Annotated in this window: 26 protein-coding genes, 1 tRNA gene and 1 pseudogene; 15 read left to right on the forward strand and 13 right to left on the reverse strand. The window is 68.6% G+C overall.

Annotation, left to right across the window (positions count from 1 at the left end; genetic code table 11):
• Positions 1-176 precede the first annotated feature (176 nt).
• Together AB0J58_RS35455 and AB0J58_RS35460 are read right to left on the reverse strand one after the other, a co-directional pair.
• Positions 177-914, reverse strand: coding sequence for a hypothetical protein (locus AB0J58_RS35455; protein WP_364224115.1), 738 nt, complete (start codon positions 912-914; stop codon positions 177-179).
• Positions 915-1,047: 133 nt separating this feature from the next.
• Entirely contained in the window at positions 1,048-1,632 is a 585-nt protein-coding gene (locus AB0J58_RS35460; RefSeq protein WP_343964699.1) for a helix-turn-helix domain-containing protein, read from the reverse strand.
• A 102-nt stretch (positions 1,633-1,734) separates the two neighbouring features.
• Between AB0J58_RS35460 and AB0J58_RS35465 the strand changes: the two genes are divergently transcribed.
• Positions 1,735-2,688 (forward strand): NAD(P)-dependent alcohol dehydrogenase, encoded by a 954-nt coding sequence (locus AB0J58_RS35465; protein WP_364224117.1) that lies wholly within the window; start codon positions 1,735-1,737, stop codon positions 2,686-2,688.
• Here the strand turns inward: AB0J58_RS35465 and AB0J58_RS35470 are convergent.
• Positions 2,669-3,151: a hypothetical protein gene (locus AB0J58_RS35470; RefSeq protein ID WP_364224119.1), complete on the reverse strand. Its 483-nt coding sequence runs from the start codon at positions 3,149-3,151 to the stop codon at positions 2,669-2,671. The genes AB0J58_RS35465 and AB0J58_RS35470 overlap by 20 nt on opposite strands.
• Positions 3,152-3,204: 53 nt before the next feature.
• Here AB0J58_RS35470 and AB0J58_RS35475 point away from each other — a divergent pair, with 53 nt between their 5' ends.
• Complete coding sequence (locus AB0J58_RS35475; protein ID WP_364224121.1) at positions 3,205-3,513, forward strand: hypothetical protein; 309 nt, start codon at positions 3,205-3,207, stop codon at positions 3,511-3,513.
• A gap of 39 nt (positions 3,514-3,552) precedes the next feature.
• The gene (locus tag AB0J58_RS35480) at positions 3,553-3,696 is read left to right on the forward strand and encodes a hypothetical protein (protein WP_343964767.1); all 144 of its coding nucleotides are present in this window, start codon (positions 3,553-3,555) and stop codon (positions 3,694-3,696) included.
• A 14-nt stretch (positions 3,697-3,710) separates the two neighbouring features.
• Here the strand turns inward: AB0J58_RS35480 and AB0J58_RS35485 are convergent.
• The 3 genes and pseudogenes from AB0J58_RS35485 to AB0J58_RS35495 form a co-directional block, all read right to left on the reverse strand.
• A pseudogene (locus tag AB0J58_RS35485) lies at positions 3,711-3,851 on the reverse strand (FmdB family zinc ribbon protein); the annotation flags it as partial.
• 118 nt (positions 3,852-3,969) lie between these two features.
• Positions 3,970-5,475 carry a potassium/proton antiporter gene (locus tag AB0J58_RS35490; protein ID WP_364224123.1) on the reverse strand — a complete coding sequence of 502 codons (1,506 nt, stop codon included), beginning with the start codon at positions 5,473-5,475 and terminating at the stop codon, positions 3,970-3,972.
• A 215-nt stretch (positions 5,476-5,690) separates the two neighbouring features.
• On the reverse strand, positions 5,691-6,272 hold the full coding sequence (locus AB0J58_RS35495; RefSeq protein WP_364224125.1) for a 5-formyltetrahydrofolate cyclo-ligase: 582 nt from the start codon (positions 6,270-6,272) through the stop codon (positions 5,691-5,693).
• 25 nt (positions 6,273-6,297) lie between these two features.
• Between AB0J58_RS35495 and galU the strand changes: the two genes are divergently transcribed.
• The 7 genes from galU to AB0J58_RS35530 all read left to right on the forward strand — a co-directional run bounded on the left by galU (position 6,298) and on the right by AB0J58_RS35530 (position 11,024).
• Positions 6,298-7,197, forward strand: coding sequence for a UTP--glucose-1-phosphate uridylyltransferase GalU (galU, locus tag AB0J58_RS35500; RefSeq protein ID WP_343964689.1), 900 nt, complete (start codon positions 6,298-6,300; stop codon positions 7,195-7,197).
• 5 nt (positions 7,198-7,202) lie between these two features.
• Positions 7,203-8,390 (forward strand): gephyrin-like molybdotransferase Glp, encoded by a 1,188-nt coding sequence (gene glp / locus AB0J58_RS35505; RefSeq protein WP_343964687.1) that lies wholly within the window; start codon positions 7,203-7,205, stop codon positions 8,388-8,390.
• A complete protein-coding gene (gene moaC / locus AB0J58_RS35510; protein ID WP_364224127.1) occupies positions 8,387-8,863 on the forward strand; it encodes a cyclic pyranopterin monophosphate synthase MoaC in 477 nt (158 codons plus the stop codon). Before glp ends, moaC begins: the two co-directional genes overlap by 4 nt.
• The gene (locus tag AB0J58_RS35515; protein WP_364224129.1) at positions 8,860-9,333 is read left to right on the forward strand and encodes a MogA/MoaB family molybdenum cofactor biosynthesis protein; all 474 of its coding nucleotides are present in this window, start codon (positions 8,860-8,862) and stop codon (positions 9,331-9,333) included. Before moaC ends, AB0J58_RS35515 begins: the two co-directional genes overlap by 4 nt.
• A gap of 74 nt (positions 9,334-9,407) precedes the next feature.
• A complete protein-coding gene (locus AB0J58_RS35520; RefSeq protein ID WP_343964765.1) occupies positions 9,408-10,061 on the forward strand; it encodes a GNAT family protein in 654 nt (217 codons plus the stop codon).
• Positions 10,062-10,185: 124 nt separating this feature from the next.
• Positions 10,186-10,878: a hypothetical protein gene (locus tag AB0J58_RS35525; RefSeq protein ID WP_364224131.1), complete on the forward strand. Its 693-nt coding sequence runs from the start codon at positions 10,186-10,188 to the stop codon at positions 10,876-10,878.
• 69 nt (positions 10,879-10,947) lie between these two features.
• Positions 10,948-11,024 (forward strand) — tRNA-Ala (locus AB0J58_RS35530).
• 65 nt (positions 11,025-11,089) lie between these two features.
• On the opposite strand, the gene AB0J58_RS35535 is transcribed toward AB0J58_RS35530, so the two are convergent.
• From AB0J58_RS35535 to AB0J58_RS35545, 3 genes are all read right to left on the reverse strand, one after another.
• Positions 11,090-11,290 (reverse strand): hypothetical protein, encoded by a 201-nt coding sequence (locus AB0J58_RS35535; protein WP_364224133.1) that lies wholly within the window; start codon positions 11,288-11,290, stop codon positions 11,090-11,092.
• A gap of 150 nt (positions 11,291-11,440) precedes the next feature.
• Positions 11,441-11,893 carry a site-specific integrase gene (locus tag AB0J58_RS35540; RefSeq protein ID WP_364224135.1) on the reverse strand — a complete coding sequence of 151 codons (453 nt, stop codon included), beginning with the start codon at positions 11,891-11,893 and terminating at the stop codon, positions 11,441-11,443.
• Complete coding sequence (locus tag AB0J58_RS35545; RefSeq protein ID WP_364224137.1) at positions 11,823-12,215, reverse strand: hypothetical protein; 393 nt, start codon at positions 12,213-12,215, stop codon at positions 11,823-11,825. The genes AB0J58_RS35540 and AB0J58_RS35545 overlap by 71 nt, the downstream gene beginning before the upstream one ends.
• A 71-nt stretch (positions 12,216-12,286) precedes the next feature.
• Here AB0J58_RS35545 and AB0J58_RS35550 point away from each other — a divergent pair, with 71 nt between their 5' ends.
• The gene (locus AB0J58_RS35550; protein WP_364224155.1) at positions 12,287-12,607 is read left to right on the forward strand and encodes a multicopper oxidase domain-containing protein; all 321 of its coding nucleotides are present in this window, start codon (positions 12,287-12,289) and stop codon (positions 12,605-12,607) included.
• A gap of 150 nt (positions 12,608-12,757) precedes the next feature.
• Positions 12,758-14,002 (forward strand): mannosyltransferase family protein, encoded by a 1,245-nt coding sequence (locus tag AB0J58_RS35555; protein WP_364224139.1) that lies wholly within the window; start codon positions 12,758-12,760, stop codon positions 14,000-14,002.
• Positions 14,003-14,214: 212 nt separating this feature from the next.
• On the opposite strand, the gene AB0J58_RS35560 is transcribed toward AB0J58_RS35555, so the two are convergent.
• Both AB0J58_RS35560 and AB0J58_RS35565 read right to left on the reverse strand, forming a co-directional pair.
• Positions 14,215-14,553 carry a hypothetical protein gene (locus AB0J58_RS35560; RefSeq protein ID WP_364224141.1) on the reverse strand — a complete coding sequence of 113 codons (339 nt, stop codon included), beginning with the start codon at positions 14,551-14,553 and terminating at the stop codon, positions 14,215-14,217.
• Positions 14,550-14,804, reverse strand: coding sequence for a hypothetical protein (locus tag AB0J58_RS35565; protein ID WP_364224143.1), 255 nt, complete (start codon positions 14,802-14,804; stop codon positions 14,550-14,552). Before AB0J58_RS35565 ends, AB0J58_RS35560 begins: the two co-directional genes overlap by 4 nt.
• Positions 14,805-14,949: 145 nt before the next feature.
• Between AB0J58_RS35565 and AB0J58_RS35570 the strand changes: the two genes are divergently transcribed.
• The gene (locus AB0J58_RS35570; protein ID WP_364224145.1) at positions 14,950-15,474 is read left to right on the forward strand and encodes a UTRA domain-containing protein; all 525 of its coding nucleotides are present in this window, start codon (positions 14,950-14,952) and stop codon (positions 15,472-15,474) included.
• A 309-nt stretch (positions 15,475-15,783) separates the two neighbouring features.
• Positions 15,784-16,176: a hypothetical protein gene (locus tag AB0J58_RS35575; RefSeq protein WP_364224147.1), complete on the forward strand. Its 393-nt coding sequence runs from the start codon at positions 15,784-15,786 to the stop codon at positions 16,174-16,176.
• Here the strand turns inward: AB0J58_RS35575 and AB0J58_RS35580 are convergent.
• Positions 16,142-17,002: a pentapeptide repeat-containing protein gene (locus tag AB0J58_RS35580; protein ID WP_364224157.1), complete on the reverse strand. Its 861-nt coding sequence runs from the start codon at positions 17,000-17,002 to the stop codon at positions 16,142-16,144. The genes AB0J58_RS35575 and AB0J58_RS35580 overlap by 35 nt on opposite strands.
• Before the next feature lie 527 nt (positions 17,003-17,529).
• Positions 17,530-18,489 carry an ankyrin repeat domain-containing protein gene (locus tag AB0J58_RS35585; protein ID WP_364224149.1) on the reverse strand — a complete coding sequence of 320 codons (960 nt, stop codon included), beginning with the start codon at positions 18,487-18,489 and terminating at the stop codon, positions 17,530-17,532.
• Between the two features lie 752 nt (positions 18,490-19,241).
• Here AB0J58_RS35585 and AB0J58_RS35590 point away from each other — a divergent pair.
• On the forward strand, positions 19,242-20,417 hold the full coding sequence (locus AB0J58_RS35590) for an MFS transporter (RefSeq protein WP_364224151.1): 1,176 nt from the start codon (positions 19,242-19,244) through the stop codon (positions 20,415-20,417).
• Positions 20,418-20,819 lie beyond the last annotated feature (402 nt).

Raw genomic sequence — 20,819 nt, forward strand, 5'->3', positions numbered from 1 at the left:
CCGATGCCCGCCTCGCGTCGGGCGGCCGTCATCCATCCCACCCATACCCGGCGGGCTTGTTCTTCGGTTTGCCGGGCGCTGTCACGCCGCCGTAAGCCAGCCGAGTCGAAGATGGCCGCGCGGAGGCGAGGGCCGGTGGGCGTCGCTCCTACCGTCGGCCGCCGGTCCTGGAAATGTCAGCACTCGACGTTGAACTCGAGTTCGTCGTAGCGGTGCTCTGCGATCTGCTCCCGGGTCCCCGAGACGAGGGTGATGCAACCGTCCCCGAAGACCGCGCTCTCCGGGATGGAGAGGAACAGTGCCTTCCCGCGGTCTTCGACCGGGTTGTGAAAGGCGCGGGAGTAGCCGCCGAGCTGGAGGTCATATTTCCACCGGACGTCGGGAATCTCCCCTATCTCATCGATCAACTTGGTCACGAGGCAGGCCCGCTCGGCGTCGCCCTCGGCGTAGTCGGCCGCTTCCGCAACCTGGGACCAGTGGAGAGGGTCGGGCTTGGTGGTGCCCGGGACCGCGTAGAGCGGGAACGGCTCATGAGACTTCGACTGCGATTGTCGTTCGACGGTCTCAGTGCCTGCCGGGAGGTGGATGATGACGCCATCCTCCGGGTCGTCCGTGATCTCGGCGAGGATGACCAGGTGGCCGTCGGCGGGAAAGTCGATGTCGAGGACATCGGCAGGTAGGGCGGCGCAGTCGATGGTCACCACGTGCGACCGGTACGAGGGCACTTCCACGTCCTCGGGCAGATGGGGAAACCCAAGGGCCCGAGCGGCCGGCCGGGCATCCTTCTTCAGCTCTTGCGGCAGTTCGTCGTAGGGGCAGAGGTAGATGCAGGGGCGCAGGAGGCGGATGAACGCCTCGGTCACCGGATCGGGTACGGCAAGGGCCCGTCCAGCGTCGAGGACGGCTTCACGCACGCTCAAATTCATGGACGGCACAGTGCCATGCGTCACTGACATCCCCCTACGCCCCAGCCGGCCCTGATCGATGCGGCTCCGCGAGCGCACCCCGGCAGGGCTACGCCGGCCAAGGGCGTCTCCACCTGATCCGTCATGCGGCCTGGCCTCGGATGCCCTCGATCGCGATCTCCAGCAGCCGGTCCGCCTGCTCGTCGTCATCGTGCTGCTCGGCGGCCAGTGAGATGGCGTTGACGAGCGCGAGCAGGTCCTCGGCGCGGATCCCGGGGCGTACGGCGCCTGTCTGTTGTGCTCGCCGCAGGAGGTCGCGCGCCGCATCGGTGATCATCGCCTGGCAGCCTGCGTTCTGCTCCAACAGGTCGGCATCCCGGCTGTCTTGCAGCAGTGAGGCGGCCAGGCCGCGACTGGCGCACGCGTAGGTGTTGAGGTCGCCAAGCCAGGCCAGGAGCGCGGGGCCCGGCTCGTTCTCCTCGGCGCGTTGTGCCGCCATGGCGCAAAGGTCTTCGACGCGGTCGTGGAAGACGGCTTCGAGCAGGGTCCGGCGGGAGGGGAAGAGGCGGTGCAGCGTCGCCGATCCCGTCCCGGCTTGACGGGCGATCTCCTTCAGGGCGGCGCCGGCGCCGTCACGCGCGAAGACGTCCCGGGCCGCGCTGACGATGCGGTCGTAGTTGCGCTGGGCGTCCGCACGCAGGGGTCGTCGCCGGGCGGCGTGGGGCATGGCCTCCTCCAGGTTTTGACAAGTGGGCTGGCGCTCCGGTTAGAGTAGCCGAACCGTAAGTGGGCTGCGAGCCCACTTGCGGTCCGACGATGGGGAGAGATCATGCGCGCCGTCCAATACACCCGATTCGGCCCTCCCGAGGTGCTGCGCATCAACGACGTGCCCACGCCTCGGCCTGGGCCGGGAGAGGTGCTCGTCGAGGTCCGCGCCGCGAGCGTGGATGCCGGAGAACTCGCCTTCCGCGCAGGCAGACTGCGCGGCATCGCCCGAGCCCGCTTCCCCCGCGGCCTGGGGGGCGACTTCACCGGCCGCATCGCGGCCCTGGGCTCCGGCGTACACGCCTGGAGCGAGGGAGAGGAGGTGTGGGGGTTGATGCCGCACTTCGCCTTCGGCGCCATCGCCGACTACGTCACCGTCCCCGAACAGCGGCTCGCCCGGGCCCCCAAGAACCTGAGCCTGCTGGACGCCGCCGCCCTGCCCTCGTCGGGCACCACCGCCCTGACCGCCCTGACCGACAAGGCCGGCCTCACCAGCGGTGAACGGCTCCTGGTCCGCGGCGCCACAGGCGGCGTCGGCAGCATCGCCGTGCAACTGGGCAAGGCGCTCGGCGCCCACGTCACCGCGCTCGCCGGCGCACGCAATCTCGGCTGGGTCACCGAACTCGGCGCCGACGCGGCCCTGGACTACCGCACGACCCGGCCGCAGGACCTCGGTCATTACGATGTGATCCTCGACGTCGTGGGCACCGATCTCAGGGCCTACCAGGCCCGGCTCGATCGTCGTGGCCGCATGGTCGCGCTGGCCTTCGACCAGGACCGAATCCTGACCTCCATGGCCACCACGGGACTGCGAGCCGCCCTCTCGCCCCGGCGCATGAAACTCTTCAGCAACAACCCTTCCCCCGCGCGGATAGCCGAGCTCACCGCCTCCGCCGAGGCGGGCAGCGTCCGCCCTGTGATCGACGCCGTCTACCCGATCGGCGACGTCACAGAGGCTCACCGACGACTCGAAGCCGGCGGAGTCCGTGGGAAGCTCATCATCGACATGCAGCGCTGACCTGTGCGCGAAGCGGGCCGGCACTTCGGCGAATGAAGCCAAGGGTTGCTTCTGGCGGCCAAATGCATCGCAAGCGTGGCAGAGAGGTGACCCAAGACCCGCCTGGCAGCCCGCCGCCGCAGGCCGATGACAACGTGACGGTCAGCCAGAGCGGCATCCGCGCCACCATGTCGACGGTCGTGATGCTGAAGGAACCGCCTGAGCTTCCCTGAAGGCCGACGAACCCGTCAGCAGCCGCCGGAAGGACCGTGATGACGTCGACGCCGACCTGGAGCAGCGTCGAGATGCTGGTCCACCTCCGCTGCGGGTGCACGGTCCTGGGGCTGAACCTGGGCACCGTGCTCGGCTCCGCGGCTTCGTCAACGACCTCTTGGGCGGGGCTGTCCTGGTCGGGATCGCCGTCGCGGAAGACGGCGACGTCACCGCCGGTCGCTACGGCGTCTTCCGTTCCGGTGACCTTCAACCCCGGCTAACATGCCTTACGTGCCTGACAAGATCATCACGTCCTGACCTGCGTTGGAACTCGCGGCGCGGACGGGGGTGACCGCCGAGGAGGGCCGGCCTGACGCGGACACGCTCGTCGAGCGCGGCCTGATCCGCCGATCAGGGGACCGAAGGGTCCTGGAACTCACCCCCGAGGGCGAGCGGTTGGCGAGCCGCCTGGTGGAAGAGGCGCGCGGAGGGCTCGCACGGCTGATCGACGACTGGGGCCCGGCCGAGCATCCCGAACTCGGGGAACTGCTGGACAGGCTCCCCCGGGAGTTGCTCGGCTCGCCGGCCGACCGCCCGTCGGGGGACCGAACCTCTCGACGGCCGGGAACCTAGGACGCCGCGGGAGCCGGGCTGCTCGCCACCTTCGCCGGCTTGGCGTCGGACTTCGAGTCCGACTTCGACTCCGACGAGGTCGAGGAGCTCGACGACTCGGACGACTTCGACGAGCCGGCCGAGTCCGAGGAGCTCGACGAGCTCACCGTGCTGGACGAGGACGACCGGCTGTCGGTCCGGTAGAAGCCCGAACCCTTGAAGACGATGCCGACCGCGGAGAACACCTTGCGCAGGTCACCCGCGCAGCTCGGGCACTCGGTGAGAGCATCGTCGGAGAACTTCTGGACGATTTCGAACTGGTGGTTACAGGCACTGCAGGCGTACTGGTAGGTGGGCACGCGCTCCTCCTCGTGTGGTCCGCGCCGATTGGCACTCTAGTGGCGCGACTGCTAATGGTACGCAGCCGACAAGCTTAAACGCGAGTTGGAGTCTTCGCATTCCATAGGGAGATCTCGATCAGACGCCGCGCTCGCCGTACCAGCCCGCGAGTTTGCCCCTGCGGCTGATCGCCCGCATCCGGCGCTCGACGGTGTCCCGGCAGGCGGCGGTCGTCACGACCAGGAGCTGGTCCTCGACCCTGAGCCTGGTGGAGTCGGTGGGGACGAACGTCCGGCCCTCCCTGACGATCAGCGTCACCTGGGCGTCCCTGGGCAGCCGCAGCTCGAAGATCTCCACACCCTGCAGCTTGGACGTCGGCGGCACCCTGACCTGGAGCAGGTCGGCGTTGAGCTCCTCCAGCGGCGCCGACTCGACCTCCAGGTCGCGGGCCTCGTCGGGGGTGGACAGCCCGAGGAGTTTCGCCACGAACGGCAGGGTCGGCCCCTGCAGCAGCGTGTAGACGACGACGATCACGAAGACCTCGTTGAACACGAGCTTGGCCGTGCCGTTCTCGATGGAGGTGGCGGCCCAGGGGATGGTCGCGAGCACGATGGGCACCGCGCCGCGCAACCCGGCCCACGACAGGAACGCCTGTTCCCGCCAGCTGAGCCTGGCGATGCCCGTCAGACGGGTCACGAGGGCGGAAACCATGATCGACAGAGGGCGGGCGACCGCGACCAGGATCAGCCCGGCGACCAGGCCGGGCACGATCGCGGCCGGCATCTCCGAGGGGCTGACCAGTATCCCGAGCATGACGAACAGGCCGATCTGGGCCAGCCAGGCCACGCCCTCGGCGAAACCCCGCGAGGACGCGCGGTGCGGCATCCGGGAGTTGCCCATGACCAGCGTCGCGAGATAGATCGCCAGGAAGCCGCTGCCGTGCAGCAACACGGCTCCCGCGTAGGCGACGAACGCCAGGGCCAGCACCGCGATGGGATACAGGCCGGAGACGGGCAGCGCGATGCGGCGCAGCGCGTAGATGCCGAGCGGGGCGACCGCCAGGCCGACGGCCGCGCCCACCACCAGCTCGAAGAGCACGTCGAACAGCGCGGTCCCGAGGCTGGGCGAGGTGGCGGTGCTCAGCAGCATCACCGCGATCACCGTGGGCGCGTCGTTGAAACCCGACTCGGCCTCCAGGATGCCCGCGAGGCGCGGGGGCAGCGGCAGGCGGCGTAGCACGGAGAAGACGGCGGCGGCGTCGGTGGAGGCGAGGATCGCGCCGACCAGCAGCGCGGTCCGCCAGTCCAGGGCGAGGATCAGGTGCACCGAGACCGCGACGGCCGCGATGCTCACCCCCACGCCGACGGTGGCGAGCACCAGGGCGGTGGGAATGGCTCCCTTGACGTGGCTCCAGGTGGTGGTCAGGCCACCCTCGGCCAGGATGATCGCCAGCGCGATCAGGCCTATCTGCTGCGCGAGCTCCGGGTTCTCGAACTGCAGCCCGAGCCCGGACTCACCGAGGATCACCCCGAAGCCCAGGAAGAGCAGGAGGCTGGGCAGTCCGCTCCAGTGGGCGACACGTACGGCGACGATGGCCGCGATGACGACTCCGGCGCCGAGAAGCAGCCAGACGTCGACCCCCATCTGGTCCCCTCTCTGTCTCCGGGGACCATTGTGTCGCATTCGGAAGGGGCGTCACACACGCCCCACGCGCACAACGGGTCACGGCTCGGACGCACACCGGCCCGGGGCGGGCGGTGATTTCGCCCGCCGGTCGCGTGTTCGGACGCGGATTCCGGTGACTCACCGTGGTCGGGCCCGTGTTCCCGGCGCCGGTCGCGGAGGTCTCCCGGGCCGGCTCAGGTGCCCGTGGCGCCCGTCCTGAAGATCCCCTCGGGTGTCGCCGCGTAGCGGACCGCCACGTCGTGCGGCTCGGCGGGCACGTCGTCGAGCAACTCGCCCTCGTGCAGCAGGGCCACGGTCGGCACGTTCGGGCCGACCCTGGCCAGTGCCCGGTCGTAGGAGCCGCCGCCCCGCCCGAGCCGCACCCCGGTGGACCTGTCCACCGCCAGCGCGGGCACGATCACCAGTGCCGCGGTCCTGATCGCGTCGACGCCGCGCCGGGTGTCGACCGGTTCCATGATCCCGAAGCGGCCGGGGGCCAGGGTGTCCGGGCCGTCGTACACGGCCCAGTCGAGATCGTTGTCGTCGCGGAGCACGGGCAGGATCACGGTCGCGCCGTGCTTCCACAGGGCGAAGACCAGTCCGTGGGTCGCGGGCTCCGTCCCGGTCGACCAGTAGCATGCGACGAGCCCGGCCATCTGGACCCAGGGCCGGTCCAGCAGGGATTCCCTGATCTGGACGGAGGCCGCCTGGCGCCGCTCATCGGGGATCGCGGCCCGCGCCGCTTCGATAGTGGCACGCAGCCTCAGCTTGTCCACGGGTCCCTCCACTATGGTTTTGGTTATGGCCGACTTCGAAGCTGTGACGAAAGCCGTTGTCCCCGCGGCGGGTCTGGGCACCCGTTTTCTTCCGGCGACCAAGGCGACCCCCAAGGAGATGTTGCCGATCGTCGACAAGCCCGCGATCCAGTATGTCGTCGAGGAGGCGGTCTCCGCCGGACTGCTCGACGTCCTCATGGTCACCGGGAAGAACAAGCGTTCCATCGAGGACCACTTCGACCGGGCGGTCGAGCTTGAGGAGGCCCTGGAGGCCAAGGGCGACGACGAGCGCCTCTCCCAGGTGCGCGAGCCCGCGGACCTGGCCACCATCCACTACGTACGGCAGGGTACGCCGCGCGGCCTCGGCCACGCCGTCCTCTGCGCCAAGCAGCACGTGGGCGACAACCCCTTCGCGTGCCTGCTCGGTGACGACCTCATCGACTACCGCGACGAGCTGCTCAAGCGCATGATCGAGGTGCGCGGCACGCACGGTGGCAGCGTCATCGCGCTGATGGAGGTCCCCAGGGAACAGGTCTCCCTGTACGGCTGCGCCGCCATCGTGCCCACCGACGAGGAGGACGTGGTCAGGGTGACCGACCTGGTGGAGAAGCCGCCCGCGGACGAGGCCCCGTCCAACTGGGCGATCATCGGCCGGTACGTGATCGATCCGGCCGTCTTCGAGGTCCTGGAGAACACCCCGCCGGGACGCGGCAACGAGATCCAGCTCACCGACGCCCTGCGTACCCTCGCCGGGCGGGGCAACGACCAGGGTGGCCCGGTGCACGGGGTGCTGTTCCGAGGCCGCCGCTACGACACCGGCAACAAGCTCGACTACCTGCGGACGGTGGTGCAGTTCGCCGCCGACCGCCCCGACCTGGCGCCGGAGTTCCTGCCCTGGCTCAAGGAGTTCCTGGCCGCGCGATGAGCTTCATGAGATCGGTAGACGACCACCTTTCCGACATCCTGCGCACGGTCCGGGTCCTCGCCCCGCTGGAGGTGGAGCTGGAGCAGGCGCTGGGCACCACGCTGGCCGAGGAGGTCACGGCCCCGGTTCCGCTGCCGCCCTTCGACAACTCCGCGATGGACGGCTACGCCGTGCGGGCCGAGGACGTCGCCGACGCCCCGGTGACGCTCCCGGTGATCGACGACATCGCGGCGGGCGACGGCCGGGTGCAGGCCATCGGCCCCGGCATGGTCATGCGGATCATGACGGGGGCCCCGCTGCCCGCCGGGGCCGACGCGGTGATCCCGGTCGAGTGGACCGACGGCGGCACGGCGCAGGTGCTGATCAACCGTCCCGCGCCGCCGGGGAACGCCATCCGCAGGTCGGGGGAGGACGTGCGCGCCGGCGACGTCGTGCTGCCCGCGGGCACCCCGATCGGGCCCGCGCAGCTCGGGGTGCTGGCCGGGGTGGGCCGCCGCCGGGTGCTGGTGCGGCCCCGCCCGAGGGTGGTGGTGATATCCACCGGGGCCGAGCTGGTCGAGCCCGGCCTGCCCCTGGGCGACGGTCAGATCTGGGAGTCCAACAGCTTCGCCCTGATCGCCGCGGTCCGTGAGGCGGGTGGCGAGGGTTACCGGGCCGGGATCGTCGCCGACGACGCCGCGCGCTTCCTCGACCAGCTCGACGCGCAGCTGCTGCGGGCCGATCTGGTGATCACCAGCGGCGGTGTCTCGATGGGGGCGTACGAGCCGGTCAAGGAGGCCCTCGGGCCGCTCGGCACGGTCCGCTTCGATCGGGTCGCCATGCAGCCGGGCATGCCCCAGGGCTTCGGCGTGGTCGGCGAGGACCACATCCCGATCTTCACGCTGCCGGGCAACCCGGTGTCGTCGTTCGTGTCGTTCATGGTGTTCGTCCGGCCCGCGCTACGGAAGATGGGCGGGCTGGCCGCCGAGCCCACGCCGACCGTGCGGGCGATCACCACCGGGCCGCTCCGCTCGCCCGAGGGGAAGCGCTCCTACCTGCGCGGCGTGCTCGGTCCCGGCGGCACCGTCGACCCGGTGCGCAGGCAGGGGTCCCACCAGCTCGCCGCGCTGGCCGCGGCCAACGCGCTGATCGTGGTCCCCGAGGACGTCGTCGAGCTTCCCGAGGGAGCGAAGGTGGAGGTCATCCCGCTGTGACTGGATTCACACACATCGACGAGACCGGCGCGGCGCGCATGGTGGACGTCTCGGCCAAGGACGTCTCCGTCCGTACCGCGACCGCCACCGGCAGGGTGCTGCTCTCGGCCGAGGCCGTGGCGCTGCTGCGGTCGGGGGAGGTCCCCAAGGGCGACGCGATCGGCACCGCGCGGATCGCTGGGATCATGGGTGCCAAGCGGACCCCCGACCTGATCCCGCTCTGCCACCCCATCGCGCTGCACGGGGTCAAGGTCGAGCTGGACGTGGTCGACGACGGCGTGGAGATCACGGTACGGGTCAGGACCGCCGACCGTACCGGGGTCGAGATGGAGGCGCTGACCGCGGTCTCGGTCGCCGCGCTCGCCCTGATCGACATGGTCAAGGCGGTCGACCCGGCCGCCGTGATCACCGATGTCCGGGTCGAGGAGAAGACCGGTGGCAAGACGGGCGTCTGGACCAGGGGAACCTCGTGAGAGCTCTGGTGATCACCGCGTCCAACCGGGCCGCCGCCGGGACGTACCAGGACACGTCCGGGAAGCTGCTGGCCGGGCTGCTCGCCGAGGCCGGGTGCGAGGTGGAGGGGCCGAGGGTGGTTCCCGACGGCGAGCCGGTCGAGGCGGCGCTCCGCTCCGGGGTGGCCGAGGGGTACGACGTGATCGTCACCACCGGCGGCACCGGGCTGACCCCGGCCGACCTCACCCCGGAGATGACCCGGCGGGTGATCGACCGGGAGGTCCCCGGCATCGCCGAGGCCATCCGTCAGGTCAACTGGGAGAAGGTGCCCACCTCGATCCTGTCGCGCGGGCTCGCCGGGCAGGCGGGTGGCACGCTGATCGTCAACCTGCCGGGTTCCTCCGGAGGGGTACGCGACGGCATGGCCGTGCTGGCGCCCGTGCTCCGGCACGCCGTGGACCAGATCCGAGGGGGAGACCACCCGCGCTGACCCGTACCCTCGCGCGGGCCCCTCGCGGCCGCTGCCCCGGCTCCCATGGCACGGTGGGCGGTGTTGGGGGGATGATGGAGGGCGTGGATCGACTTCGTGGCTGGCCGGTGACCCTGACGGAAGGTCCGGTAGGACTTCGACCGCTGCGGCTGCGAGACGTACGCGTCTGGCGGGAGTCGCGGCTGCGCAACGCGAACTGGCTCCGTCCCTGGGAGCCGAGCAATCCCGAGACCCCCCTCTTCAAGACCGGCCTCGGCCCCTACATCTCGATGGCCGGGACCCTGCGCAGGGAGGCCCGGCAGGGCCTCGCACTACCGTGGGTGATCACCTACGAGGGTGCCTTCGCCGGGCAGCTCACCGTGGGCGCCATCGTCTGGGGCTCCGCCAGGTCGGCACAGATCGGTTACTGGGTGGACGGCGCGCTGGCCGGTCGCGGGATCGCCCCCACCGCGGTCGCGATGGCGGTCGACCACTGCTTCTTCACCACCGGGCTGCATCGCGTCGAGGCCAACATCCGCCCGGAAAATCACGCAAGCCGCAGAGTGGTTGAAAAGCTTGGTTTCAGGGAAGAGGGCATCAGACGTAGGCATCTACACATCGATGGTGCCTGGCGCGACCATATCTGTTACGCGCTCACGGTCGAAGACGCGCCGAGAGGGTTGCTGGTGCGGTGGCGGCGGGCCCGTGAGGCGGCCGCCCATGGCGGCACTCCGCACGAAGAGGTTTGAAGATCTCGCGACACACCGCATCGAATGCTCGTCAAATAGTGACACGCGGTCTTACGGTGCGTGACATGAGCACATCGAAGGCGCCGGGGGACCACCCGTGTCTTCGTGCTGCCCGGAGGTGGCCGTGAGCAGCGTCGTCCTGTATCTGGCCATTGTCATCATGTGGCTGTGCGTGCTCGTGCCCATGTGGCTGCGCCGCGACCGCAACACCCTCGCCGAGACGGCCAAGGACCCCGAGTCGTACGCCTACGACGAGGACTCCACCGAGACCCTGGTCGAGCCGCCGCACGCCTCCTCTCCGGAGTCCTCCTCGGGAGCCCTTTCCGCCACCGGGACCATGTCGGAGTTCCCGGCCGGCGATGACGCGTCGCCGGCGGCCGACCGGGAGACCCCGGCGGATGCCGAGGCCTCGCCCGCACGCCGGCCCAACCCGCGTAGGGCCGAGCGCCGTCGCGCCGAGCTCCGGCGCAGGGGGAGGCAGGTGGCCAAGCGCAGGCGGCTGACCTTCTGGTGCGTGCTGCTCCTGCTCGCCTCCGTGGTGACGGCCGCCGTCCGGATCATCCCCTGGTGGGGTGTGGCGCCCTCAGTGGTGCTTCTGGGGACCTATCTGGCCATCCTCCGGGTCACCGTGCAGATCGACGCCGAGCAGCGGAGAGCGGCCGCCAAGGCCCGCGCGGAACGTGCCAGACGCGCCCGCCGCCGCGCCGCCCTGCTGGAGGCCCAGCGCCCGGTGGCAGAGGTCATCGACCTGACCGCGCTCCGCGACGAACTCTTCGACCAGTACGCCGAGACCCCCCGCCGCGCGGTCGGCGACTGACGGTGGCACCGACGGTGGCTCTGGATGGCGCGAGTGCCCCTGGAAGTTTGCTAATCTAGTCCACGTCTTGGGGATGTAGCGCAGTCCGGTAGCGCACTTCGTTCGCATCGAAGGGGTCAGGGGTTCGAATCCCCTCATCTCCACCAGGTCAGAGGCCGTTTCCGATCAGTCGGGAACGGCCTTTTGCGTTGCTGAGTGACCAACTGGGTGACTACCTGCTGCGCTTGATCGCTGAGGTCAGTTCGGTGATCGCCATCACCACCGCCGTCAGAAGAAACGCCAGACCGAAAGACGCGACCATGATGACGAGCGACATCTCGGTGCCACCACCGCTCCCCGACGCAAGCGCCATCATGAAGCTGCCGCAAAGCAGGACCAGCCAGCCGAGGAGCAGCGGAACCAGATAGAGCATGCGGTGACCGTTCACGGTGTCCCTTCGAAAATCTCGACGTTAAAGGGCACCGATGATCCCGTACCGTTCACAGGTCTGGAAAGAGCTGATCCATGGCCTCAGCTCCTTCGAGAAGCACCGGGCGGAGCTGCTTGCGATAGACGGTCTCCGTCACCGAGGTGTTGCGTGGCCGACCAGGCGAGAGATGTTCTCCAGCGGGATTCCGGAGTCGGACAGTAATGAGACGAAGCTGTGGCGCATCTCCCGGGGCGTCCACTCCTTCTCGTTCAGGCCGGCCTTCTTGAGCACCGCCCGGAACGAGCGTCGGACATTGTGTGCATCGAGTTCCGTGCTGACCTTGGACGCGAACACAAGATCGTTGATCTGCCAGTTCACGCCCGCCGCCTTGCGGGCCACGTCCTGCCGCTCACGATGGAGCCTGAGCGCTTCCACACAGCGCCTCGGCATGGCCAGCGTTCGCCGGGACTTGCGGGTCCTGGTGTCACCACCTTCCCGGACTGAGCGCCAGACCATGATGGACGGCGGGGTGCCGTCAAGGTCGATGTGTGACCAGGTGAGCGCCCGCAGTTCCTCCGTACGAGCTCCGAGCAGCAGCGAGAGCACGAGGTAGGCATGCAGCCGCGGTCCCCTCGGACGCCTTGAGCACGGCTTCCGCCTGGTCGAGGGTGAGACCTGGACGGACGTCCCTCCTTTCCTCTGGGATCTCGCAGAGCAGCGCGACGTTCCGCTTCACCTTGTCCCGAGCCTGGGTGCGGGAGATGGCCCGGACGAGGATCGAGCGCAGTTCGCGGAGGGTTCGCGTGCTCAGCTCCTTCGCCTTGTCGGCCAGCCAGCGGTCAACGTCGTCCGCGGTGAGGTCGACGAGCTTCCGCGCGCCCAGGCCAGGGATGATGTGCTTGTTCGCGAGGATCGAGCACCTGTCCACCGTTGCAGCCCCCCGGCCACTGAGCCCGAACTCCGCGTCCCCGCGTACGCGCAGACGGTCGGCGGCCGCGCATCCCTGCGCAGCTCGTCCGGGAGGGCGACCTCGTGCGCGTCACGGTCGTGAACCGGGTACGGGACACCCATCCCTGGCACCTGCACGGTCACACGGTCCTGGTGCTGGCGCGCGACGGGACGGCCCCGTCCGGCAGCCCGCTGTGGCTGGACACCTTCGACGTGCGGCCCGGCGAGGTGTGGGAGGTGGCGTTCCGCGCGGCCAATCCCGGCGTGTGGATGAACCACTGCCACAACCTCGCGCACGCCGACCAGGGGATGGCCCTGCATCTGCGGTACGAGGGCGTGACATCCCCCTTCCACGGCGGGCACGGCGGCTAGCACCGCGTGGAAGTTTCACGGCGGGGCGGGGCGTCCCGCCGCCGGGCGGAAGTGGTCTTCGCAGGAGACGGGCGGGGACGGGCCGACACGGAAGGATCATGTTGCGGGCAACCGGTTGCCCGGATTTTGCGGCTATATAAGGATTCTCGCGTGACTGATCGCGCGCCCGCCGGGCCGGTGGAGATCACGGAGCCGGAACCGGCCGACGCGGAACCCGGCGCACGTCCCGGCGAGACTTCCAGCAAGACGACCGGCGAGTCAACCGGTGAGGTGGCCGGGCGGCGGTGGGTGCCCAGGTTCCTGACCGACCCCGGCGACCGGCTGGCCCTGCTCCTCTGGGCGCTGTCGCACGTCGGTGTGCTGATCTACGCCTATCTGGCCGGCCCTGGCCGGACCACCGACCCCTTCCTCAACCGGTTCACCCGCTGGGACGCCGAGAACTTCATCGCCATCGCCCAGTTCGGCTACGACGGCCCCCCGGGCATGCAGGACGCCGGGAAGCTGCCGGCGTTCTTCCCCGGCATGGCGATACTGATCAGGGTGATGCGGCCGGTCGTCGAGGACGGCCGGCTGGCCACGATGATCATCTCGCTGGTGGCCAGCGCGGTGCTCGCGGTGGCGCTGTCGCGGCTCGCGGAGACGTACGCGGCAGGCAGCGGCCGGTACGCGGTGGCGGCGCTGTTCCTCAGTCCGTTCGCCGTGTTCCTGTACTCCGGCTACTCGGAGGCGCTGTTCCTCGCCCTGGCCGTCTCGGCGTGGCTGCTCGCCAGGAACGGCCGCTGGGAGGACGCCGCGCTGTGCGCCACCGGAGCCGCCACGGTGCGCATCTCCGGCCTGTTCCTGGCCTTCGGGCTGCTCGTCATGTTCCTGGTGGCGGAGAACGGCCGCAAACGCCCGGGCGGGTGGCGCCTGCTGCCCTGGCTCGCGCTCCCCGGTGTGCCGCTCGTGCTGTACAGCGTCTACCAGTGGACCCGCACCGGCGACTGGCTGGCCTACAACTCGGTGCAGGACCGGTTCTGGGGCCGGCACGCCGTCTGGCCGTGGGAGGCGCTCGCCAACACCTGGAGCATGTCCGACGACGTCGCCTCGCTCACCACGTCCTACTACGAGGAGATCATCTCGGCCGCGGTGCTGCTGGTGCTGGCCGGTTGCCTCGCGGTACGGCGCAAGTGGCCGGAGTTCGCGTACATCACCCCCCAGGTGCTGTCCTTCCTCACCCTGTCGTCGTTCTACATGTCGATCGGCCGGGGGTCGCTGACCTGGTTCCCCCTGTGGATCGCCATCGGCGTCGCGGGGGTGCGAAGACCCTGGGTGTGGCTGGTGAGCATGGCCATCATGATCCCGGTCATGGCGATCAACACCGGGAACTTCACCACCGGCGCGTGGATCGGCTGACTCCGCCCGCGCCCGGCGGTCCACCGGCGGGCGTCAGGGCGGGCGCGGGGCGGCAGGTGCCGTCAGGGCCAGTGGGACGGGTCGCCGCCCGTCGGTGTATGGGCGGCCCCTCGCCTAACTGGGGAAGGAGGACGAGAGTCCGAGGTCCGGCAGTGCGGTGGAGTCGCTGCCTGCGGGACGCTGTGGGTGGTCCCGCCCCACGCCGTCCCCTTTCAGGACGGTTTCTCCCTCCAGGTCGGAGCGGGACCACGGACCCCACGGGTGAGTGCCTGCGCGCACCCGCTCGCGGAGGTCTGGCCCGACCGCCGCCGCCATGACAGGCACCGGCAGCCGGGGGATCGTAGGAGCTCGCCGTCCCCCTGGTGGACGCTCATGGGCATCTCATCTCGGGGTGCGTGCCGCTTGGTTGGGCTGGTCTCGCAGGTGGCTCGGTCTAGCTTCGGATCCAGGAGCCAGTCCAGGTAGACGATCCCGTCCAGCCCGAACCTCCGCTCAAGGTCGTGGCCGCAGTGGTCGCAGACCGCGTGAGGCGTGCCGAAATCGGAGCTCATGCCGACGCTCCCCGGAGGATCTCCTGCCCGGCGAGCTCGGTTGCCAGTTCCCGCGCGGTCCCGGCCTCCATGGTTCGCAGGAACGGGGACTCGGGGGCGGCTTGCTCCTCTGTCAATTCTTGGTGGTGGGTGCCTCTCCAGTAGCCGGCGGGACTGTGCCAGAAGCTCCAGGCGGGAAAGGCCTCGGTGAGGATCTCCAGCCACTCGGCGTCGTCGATCGGCAGACTCGGGTCAGGCAGCACGAGGGTCATACGGGTGCCACCTGTCGGACGTACAGCTCGGCCCACGACATGTGGTCGTCTCGGGTACTGCGAGATCCGTACCGGTCAGCGAGCGCGGACACCAACCGCCATACGTCCGGGTGCCTGGGAGTACACGGCTAGGGAGCGACCACCGGTGCGGAGGATTCCCCGCTCCTGGTATCGAGAGCGGAAGGCCGGCTCACCGTTCGCCGCCAGCATGCTTGAGCAGGCGATGGCCGGAAGCTGGGAGTACGAATCCGCCACGGTGCGCGCGTCGCCGGAAGTACGTGCGCGACTCGCTCTTGACGAGCCCGAGGATGACCGCGATGACGTCATGCACACCCGGTACGTCTTCCGGGCCGACGGTCAGGTCTGGATGCTGTCGGATTCCTACGAGCCACTGCAACTGACCAGAGGCACGATCGTGGCGATGCCGGAGGACGGACCACTGGCCGGCCACGGGGTGATCGTCGATGACTGGGTTGAGGATGTCGGCGCACGCGCCGCCCTTCCAGGAGAGGCCAAGCGCCTCGGCATCTCGCCGGGATCCATCGTGTTGACGATCCAGCGGACCTACCTCGCCGACGGACGGCCGGTCGAGATCGCCGACATCGTGGTCCCGGCGGAGACCTCGCAACTCGGGTACTCCGGTCCGGTAGGTGAACACACGAGCGGATGAACCGTCACGAGGGACGTGCCATCACTCTGCTCCAACGCGGGAGCTTCGTGGCACAGTCGATTTCTTGCTCGGTGGCTTCGACAGTCTCTACGCTGCGATGGTTCCAGAAGTCCTGGCTGTGACCTGCAGGGCACGTAGGTGGTAGCCCGGACCGTTGGACCGGTTTCCTGCTCGTGTGCACTCCCGCCGGAAGGAGAGGGAAAGCAGGTCCTCGATGATGGCGTATCGATCTCTAGCGGCCATGCCGCGAGCATAACGAAGCGACGAGTGTGAGCGCCGCTATGGGTGATCTCGGTAGAGTGGCCCGCCATGGGCGTTCTCGTCGACTACTTCACGGCGGACTCCGAACAGTCCGCCCGGCTGGCCCTGTCCGGTGGGCCGGCGACCGCGAACCTGCCGTATGTCGACTGCAAGGGTTGGCTCGACGGGCTCGACACACTGGCAGCCGAGCTCAGCGGACGTGACCTCAGCGAGTTCGGTGACAGTGAGACCGTCGCCGACGACGGCGAGTCGGCGAGCATGGACCGGGCGGCGCCCGAAACCGTCGTCGCCCTGGCCTCTGTGGACGACGCCCGGTTACGCGAGTACGCGGAAGAGGAACTGCTCGAAGAGTTCGAGAGCGGGCGCATCATGGCCCTGAGAGACCTGGCCCGCGAGGCGGTACGGCTCAACCAGGGGATGTATCGCTGGGTGTGCGCCTGAGTGCTTCGAACAGTTCCTCACGGAGCGCGGGTGGGAGCTTCCGTCCCATGTCCAGCGGGCTCACCAGCGCCTGGTCGTCGTTCCGCTCCAGGGCGCAATCCGCGAGGAACTCCAAGCTGAAGCCGGCCATATCCCGGTGGTACGGGTCCGGCCAGTGCTCCACCAGGGGCAGCACCGCATCCACCCGTTGGCTGATCCGGTCGAGGAGCGCGTAGCCGGGCAAGCCTGGAAAACGCTGCGCCTGGAGATCGATGTGGTGGAAGGCGACGTAGTCGAGTTCGGCACCGGTGAAGTCGTTACCGGTGAAGTCGTTGTGGTCCCGTCCCAACACGTCCTGGTCATGAACATCCGGGCGGCCCCAGAACTTGACTTCCCGCACCCGGCCGCGGAAGACGCAGTCGACGAACTCGGCTCCGAACGTGAATGTCTGCTCCCTCAGTCGTGATCGGTCGAACAGGCATTTTTCGAAGCGGACGTTGCCGAAGAAGGTGGGGGATGCGAAGCGGGTGCGCCGGAATGTGCAGTCGCGGAAGACCGACTGCGGCCAGTCAATGCCGTTCCGCGGTCCTTGGGCGCGGGTGGTGCCCAAGGACAGCTGCTCGAAGGTGACGCCGGAGAAGTCGCAGTCTTCGAAGGTGCTGTCTTGGACGCTGAAGCCGGCGAACCACATTCCGGAGAAGTCGACGTTCACCAGCCGCGCCCGCTCGAAGATCACTCCGGACACCCCGGGGGGCAGGCCGAGCCGCTGGTCGTGGAGTTCGCCGCGGGCGATCCACGTGGTCTGCCAGTCTTTCGGGCTCGGCTGGAGGCTGAACCGCTCGAACATGCTCACGCCGACCACCTTCTGCGGCTGGGACCATGCCCTGCGCCCGGCGAGTGTCTTGCTGTGGAAGGGCGGAGAGAGGCGCTGTCCTCCGAAAGGGCGGGATCGCACATGCGCGGAGTCTTACAGCTCGATCCGACGAAAGCCGGTCGTTTCGATATCGAAGTCGATCTTTCTGCGCTTGGTGCAACCGTCAGGCACGGAGAGATGGGTGGTGGCGGTCCCAGGTAGGGCTGACGCTTGTGGGCGCCGGGTAATCGTCGGCAGACGAGAGAATCTCGTGGTTCACCAGGGGAACTGGCCGGCAGGGAACTGAGTGACCAACTGGGTGACAACGGCTACAGGCGGGGCCGGACGATCACGGACGACGAGGGACTGTCCCCGCAGCTCAAGTAGCGCATAGGCCAGGGTCCCAAGCCGGATGACTTGGCTTCGCATCGAAGGGGTCAGGGGTTCGAATCCCCTCATCTCCACAGGACGAAAGGCTCGGTTTCATCTCATGGAACCGAGCCTTTTGTCATTTCCACAGGTCAGGTCCACCAGTCTCGCCTGGGCAGCCTGAGCCACGTGGCGGACGAACCGATGATCGGCCCGGCGTGGGCCAGGCGCAGACCCGCGCCGGCGCAGCAGAACGCTACAGGGTGGCCGCGGTAGAGATAGGCGGCGAGAATTTTCTCGGCAAGGGCGTCGGGGGGGATGGTGTAGGCGCTGTGCGGCTCCCAGGACGTGATGACGGCGCCTTCCCGGGCGACGCATCCGCCACTGCCCCCCTTGGGATTGGCGTACATGTCGTAGCAGACCGTGCCCGGTGAGACGCGCTTGACGACGCCGGGAGTGGATGCGGTGTTTCCCCAGGGTTGGGTTATGACGCAGCCGCCAGGTACGTCTGTGATGCCGATGATCAGATCGGCGTCCGGGTTGTTCCACCACGCCTCGTAAAGCGCTTCCACGTCCACGTCGTCGGCAGGTGCGGCTTCCAGCCGCGCTGTCGCCTCGGTCGCGCTGACGTCGGCCACGCAGGCCAGGCTCAGGCCGTCGTGATGGAGGTCTCCCAGCGCGGGGATCAGACGCCTGGCTTCGGCCACGGCGGCTGCCTCGGCCTCGGACAGACCGGCATCCGGTGAGGGGAGGGGGAAGAGGTCGGGAGAGGGGCCGGCCAGGCTGAGGCGGCCGGGGGACCAGCCCGCCATCATGGGGCGCCACGGATCCGCCCCTGCGGAGACGAGGGCTCGGGCGTTGTCCGCGCGGTTTTCGAAGACGGCCATCCAGAGGGCGGTGCGGCCTTGATTTTCCGCGTCGACGTCATCGACGCGCATGGCCAGCTCAGTGACCACTTCCGGTGAGCCGCGATCAGCCGCGGCGTGCAGCGGCTTTTCGAAGACGGGCACGCCGGAGTTCGGATCGGTCCCTGCGGAGAGCTCGGCGCGGACCAGGTCGAGATCTGTCCAGTCGTTGATGCCCCACCATCTGACATCGCCGGTGGCAGCCATGGCACTCCTTGAGGGAACATACGGGACATGTGAATGCCGATCATGGCGTGCGAGGCCGACAGATTCGGGTCGGTGCCGCAGTTGGTCCATGAAGGGTGGTCTCCGGTGATCATGGTCATACCGGCCTGTGGACGGCTGGGCGGAGTCAGCGAAAAATCAGCGGACTCGTTGACACGGGAACACAGCAGAGATCAACGGGCGTCACCATCGCGGCACCTGACAGCCTCGGATGGCATCTGATGATCAGGAGCGGCACGTCCCACCGGGGTCCGCATCGAAGGGGTCAGGGGTTCGAATCCCCTCATCTCCACCAGGGGCCGTTCTTGAAACGGCTGGACTGTAGTTGACGGGATCCCGTCTGATCATCGCGATCAGGCGGGATCTTGTCGTTTCAGGGGCTTCCGAATCGGGTCCGAGTAAATGGCAAGGCACTGGCAGTCACTACCGAGCGCAAGATCCTTATCGCCGCAGCCAAAGCCGTCGCCCACCGGGTAGGGCCGCGAATCCCCTGCGGAAATGTCAGTCGGCTCTGCCCGGGTGACCTGACCACGAAAGTCGATCACCGCCGGGCGCCTGCGCTTGACGGTGTCAGGCGTGAACTCGGATCAGTGGCGTAGGCGGGCAGCAGGTTGCGTGGCTCGGCGGCCGTGTGGGCCGCTCGTTGGTTACGTCCGAAAAGTGCCAGTGCCTGCTGCTTCATCACTGCTTGGCTGGGTGCCTGCACGCCACGCGCACCTGCCTGAACGGGAATCATGTCTACCACCACGCTTGCCCGGCCCCGCTCGCCCGTCACCAACTGGCTCGCGGTCACCTCGCTCATGCTGGGTATCTTCGCCATCGTCACCAGCGAAATCCTGCCCATCGGCCTGCTGACCGCCATCGGCGCCGACTTCGGCATCTCCGACGGCACCACAGGGCTGACCATGACACTGCCCGGCATCGTCGCTGCGGTCGCCGCACCCATCGTCACACTGACCACCGCGCGCCTGGACCGCCGCGTGATGCTGTGCGTCCTCATGGCGGTGCTCGCCGCCGCCGACGTGCTGGCCGCAGTGGCGACCTCCTACTGGGCCATGCTGATCTCCAGGGTGCTCGTCGGCCTCACCATCGGCGGCTTCTGGTCGATCGGGGCCGGGCTGGCCGGCCGCCTGATGCCGCCGCACGCCGTAGGCACCGCCACTGCTGTGATCTTCTCTGCCGTGCCACTGGGCTCCGTACTCGGCGTACCGGCCGGCACCTTCATCGGCAACCTCGCCGGCTGGCGAACCGCCTTCCTGGTGCTGGCCGCGCTGGCCATCCTGGTCCTGGCCGCCCTGCTGATGCTGCTGCCGCCGCTGCCCGCCCACCAGGTCACCAGCCCTCGTGTCCTGCTCGACCTGCTGCGCGCACGGGGGGTCACCATCGCCCTGCTGGCCACCTTCCTCATCGTCCTGGCCCACTTCGGCACCTACACCTACGTCACACCATTCCTCCAGGACGTCACCGGCCTGCCTCCCACAGCCGTCAGCGCCGTTCTGCTGGCGTACGGCATCGCCGGAATCGCCGGCAACTTCCTGGCCGGCAAAGCCACCGCCACACGCCTGCGAGCCGCTTTCGCAACCTGCGGTTGCCTGATCGCGGCCACCACCTTGCTGCTGCCCTCGGTAGGCGGCACGACCGTCGGCGTCGTGGTGTTGCTCGTGATCTGGGGCCTGGCCTACGGAGGCGTGCCCGTCTGCTCGCAGGCATCGTTCATCACCGCCGCTCCCCACACGCCCGAAGCTGCCGCGGTCGTCTTCACCTCCTCCTTCCAGGCGACCTTCGCCCTCGGCGCGTTCCTCGGAGGCCGCGTCGTCGACTCCTTCTCGGTCTCCACCGTGATGATCTGTGGCGGGCTGACCGCTCTGCTCATGGCAGTATCCCTATGGTCACTCACCAAATCCCGCTGAGCCGGCGCCCTGCATCCCCGCAGCCGACAGGAGCCGCAGCTGAGCCGTCCAAACAGCCTCGACCTCGGGAAACGATCAACCTAGGTCTGGGAAGCGATCTTCAGAGCCTTGCTTCCATACCAGTTCAGGCTGACTCGTGAACACCCCACCAGGGGCCGTTCTTGAAACGGCTGGACTGTAGTTGACGGGATCCCGTCTGATCATTGAGATCAGGCGGGATCTTGTCGTTTCAGGAGTTTCCGAATCAGGTTCCTCATGGTTTGGGAGCTGCGGAGCAGGTGTCCGGAAGGCCGAGCCCTGCCCGGTCCGGAACCTGTCAATTTAATCAAGGCAGTTGAGCTGGGCTAATTCTGTGTCGGCTGTTCTGGCGTGTCCTTCTGCTCGTTCGTGTCGTCGTTCTTG

This window comes from Streptosporangium sp. NPDC049644 (assembly GCF_040675205.1).
Classification (GTDB): domain Bacteria; phylum Actinomycetota; class Actinomycetes; order Streptosporangiales; family Streptosporangiaceae; genus Streptosporangium; species Streptosporangium fukuiense.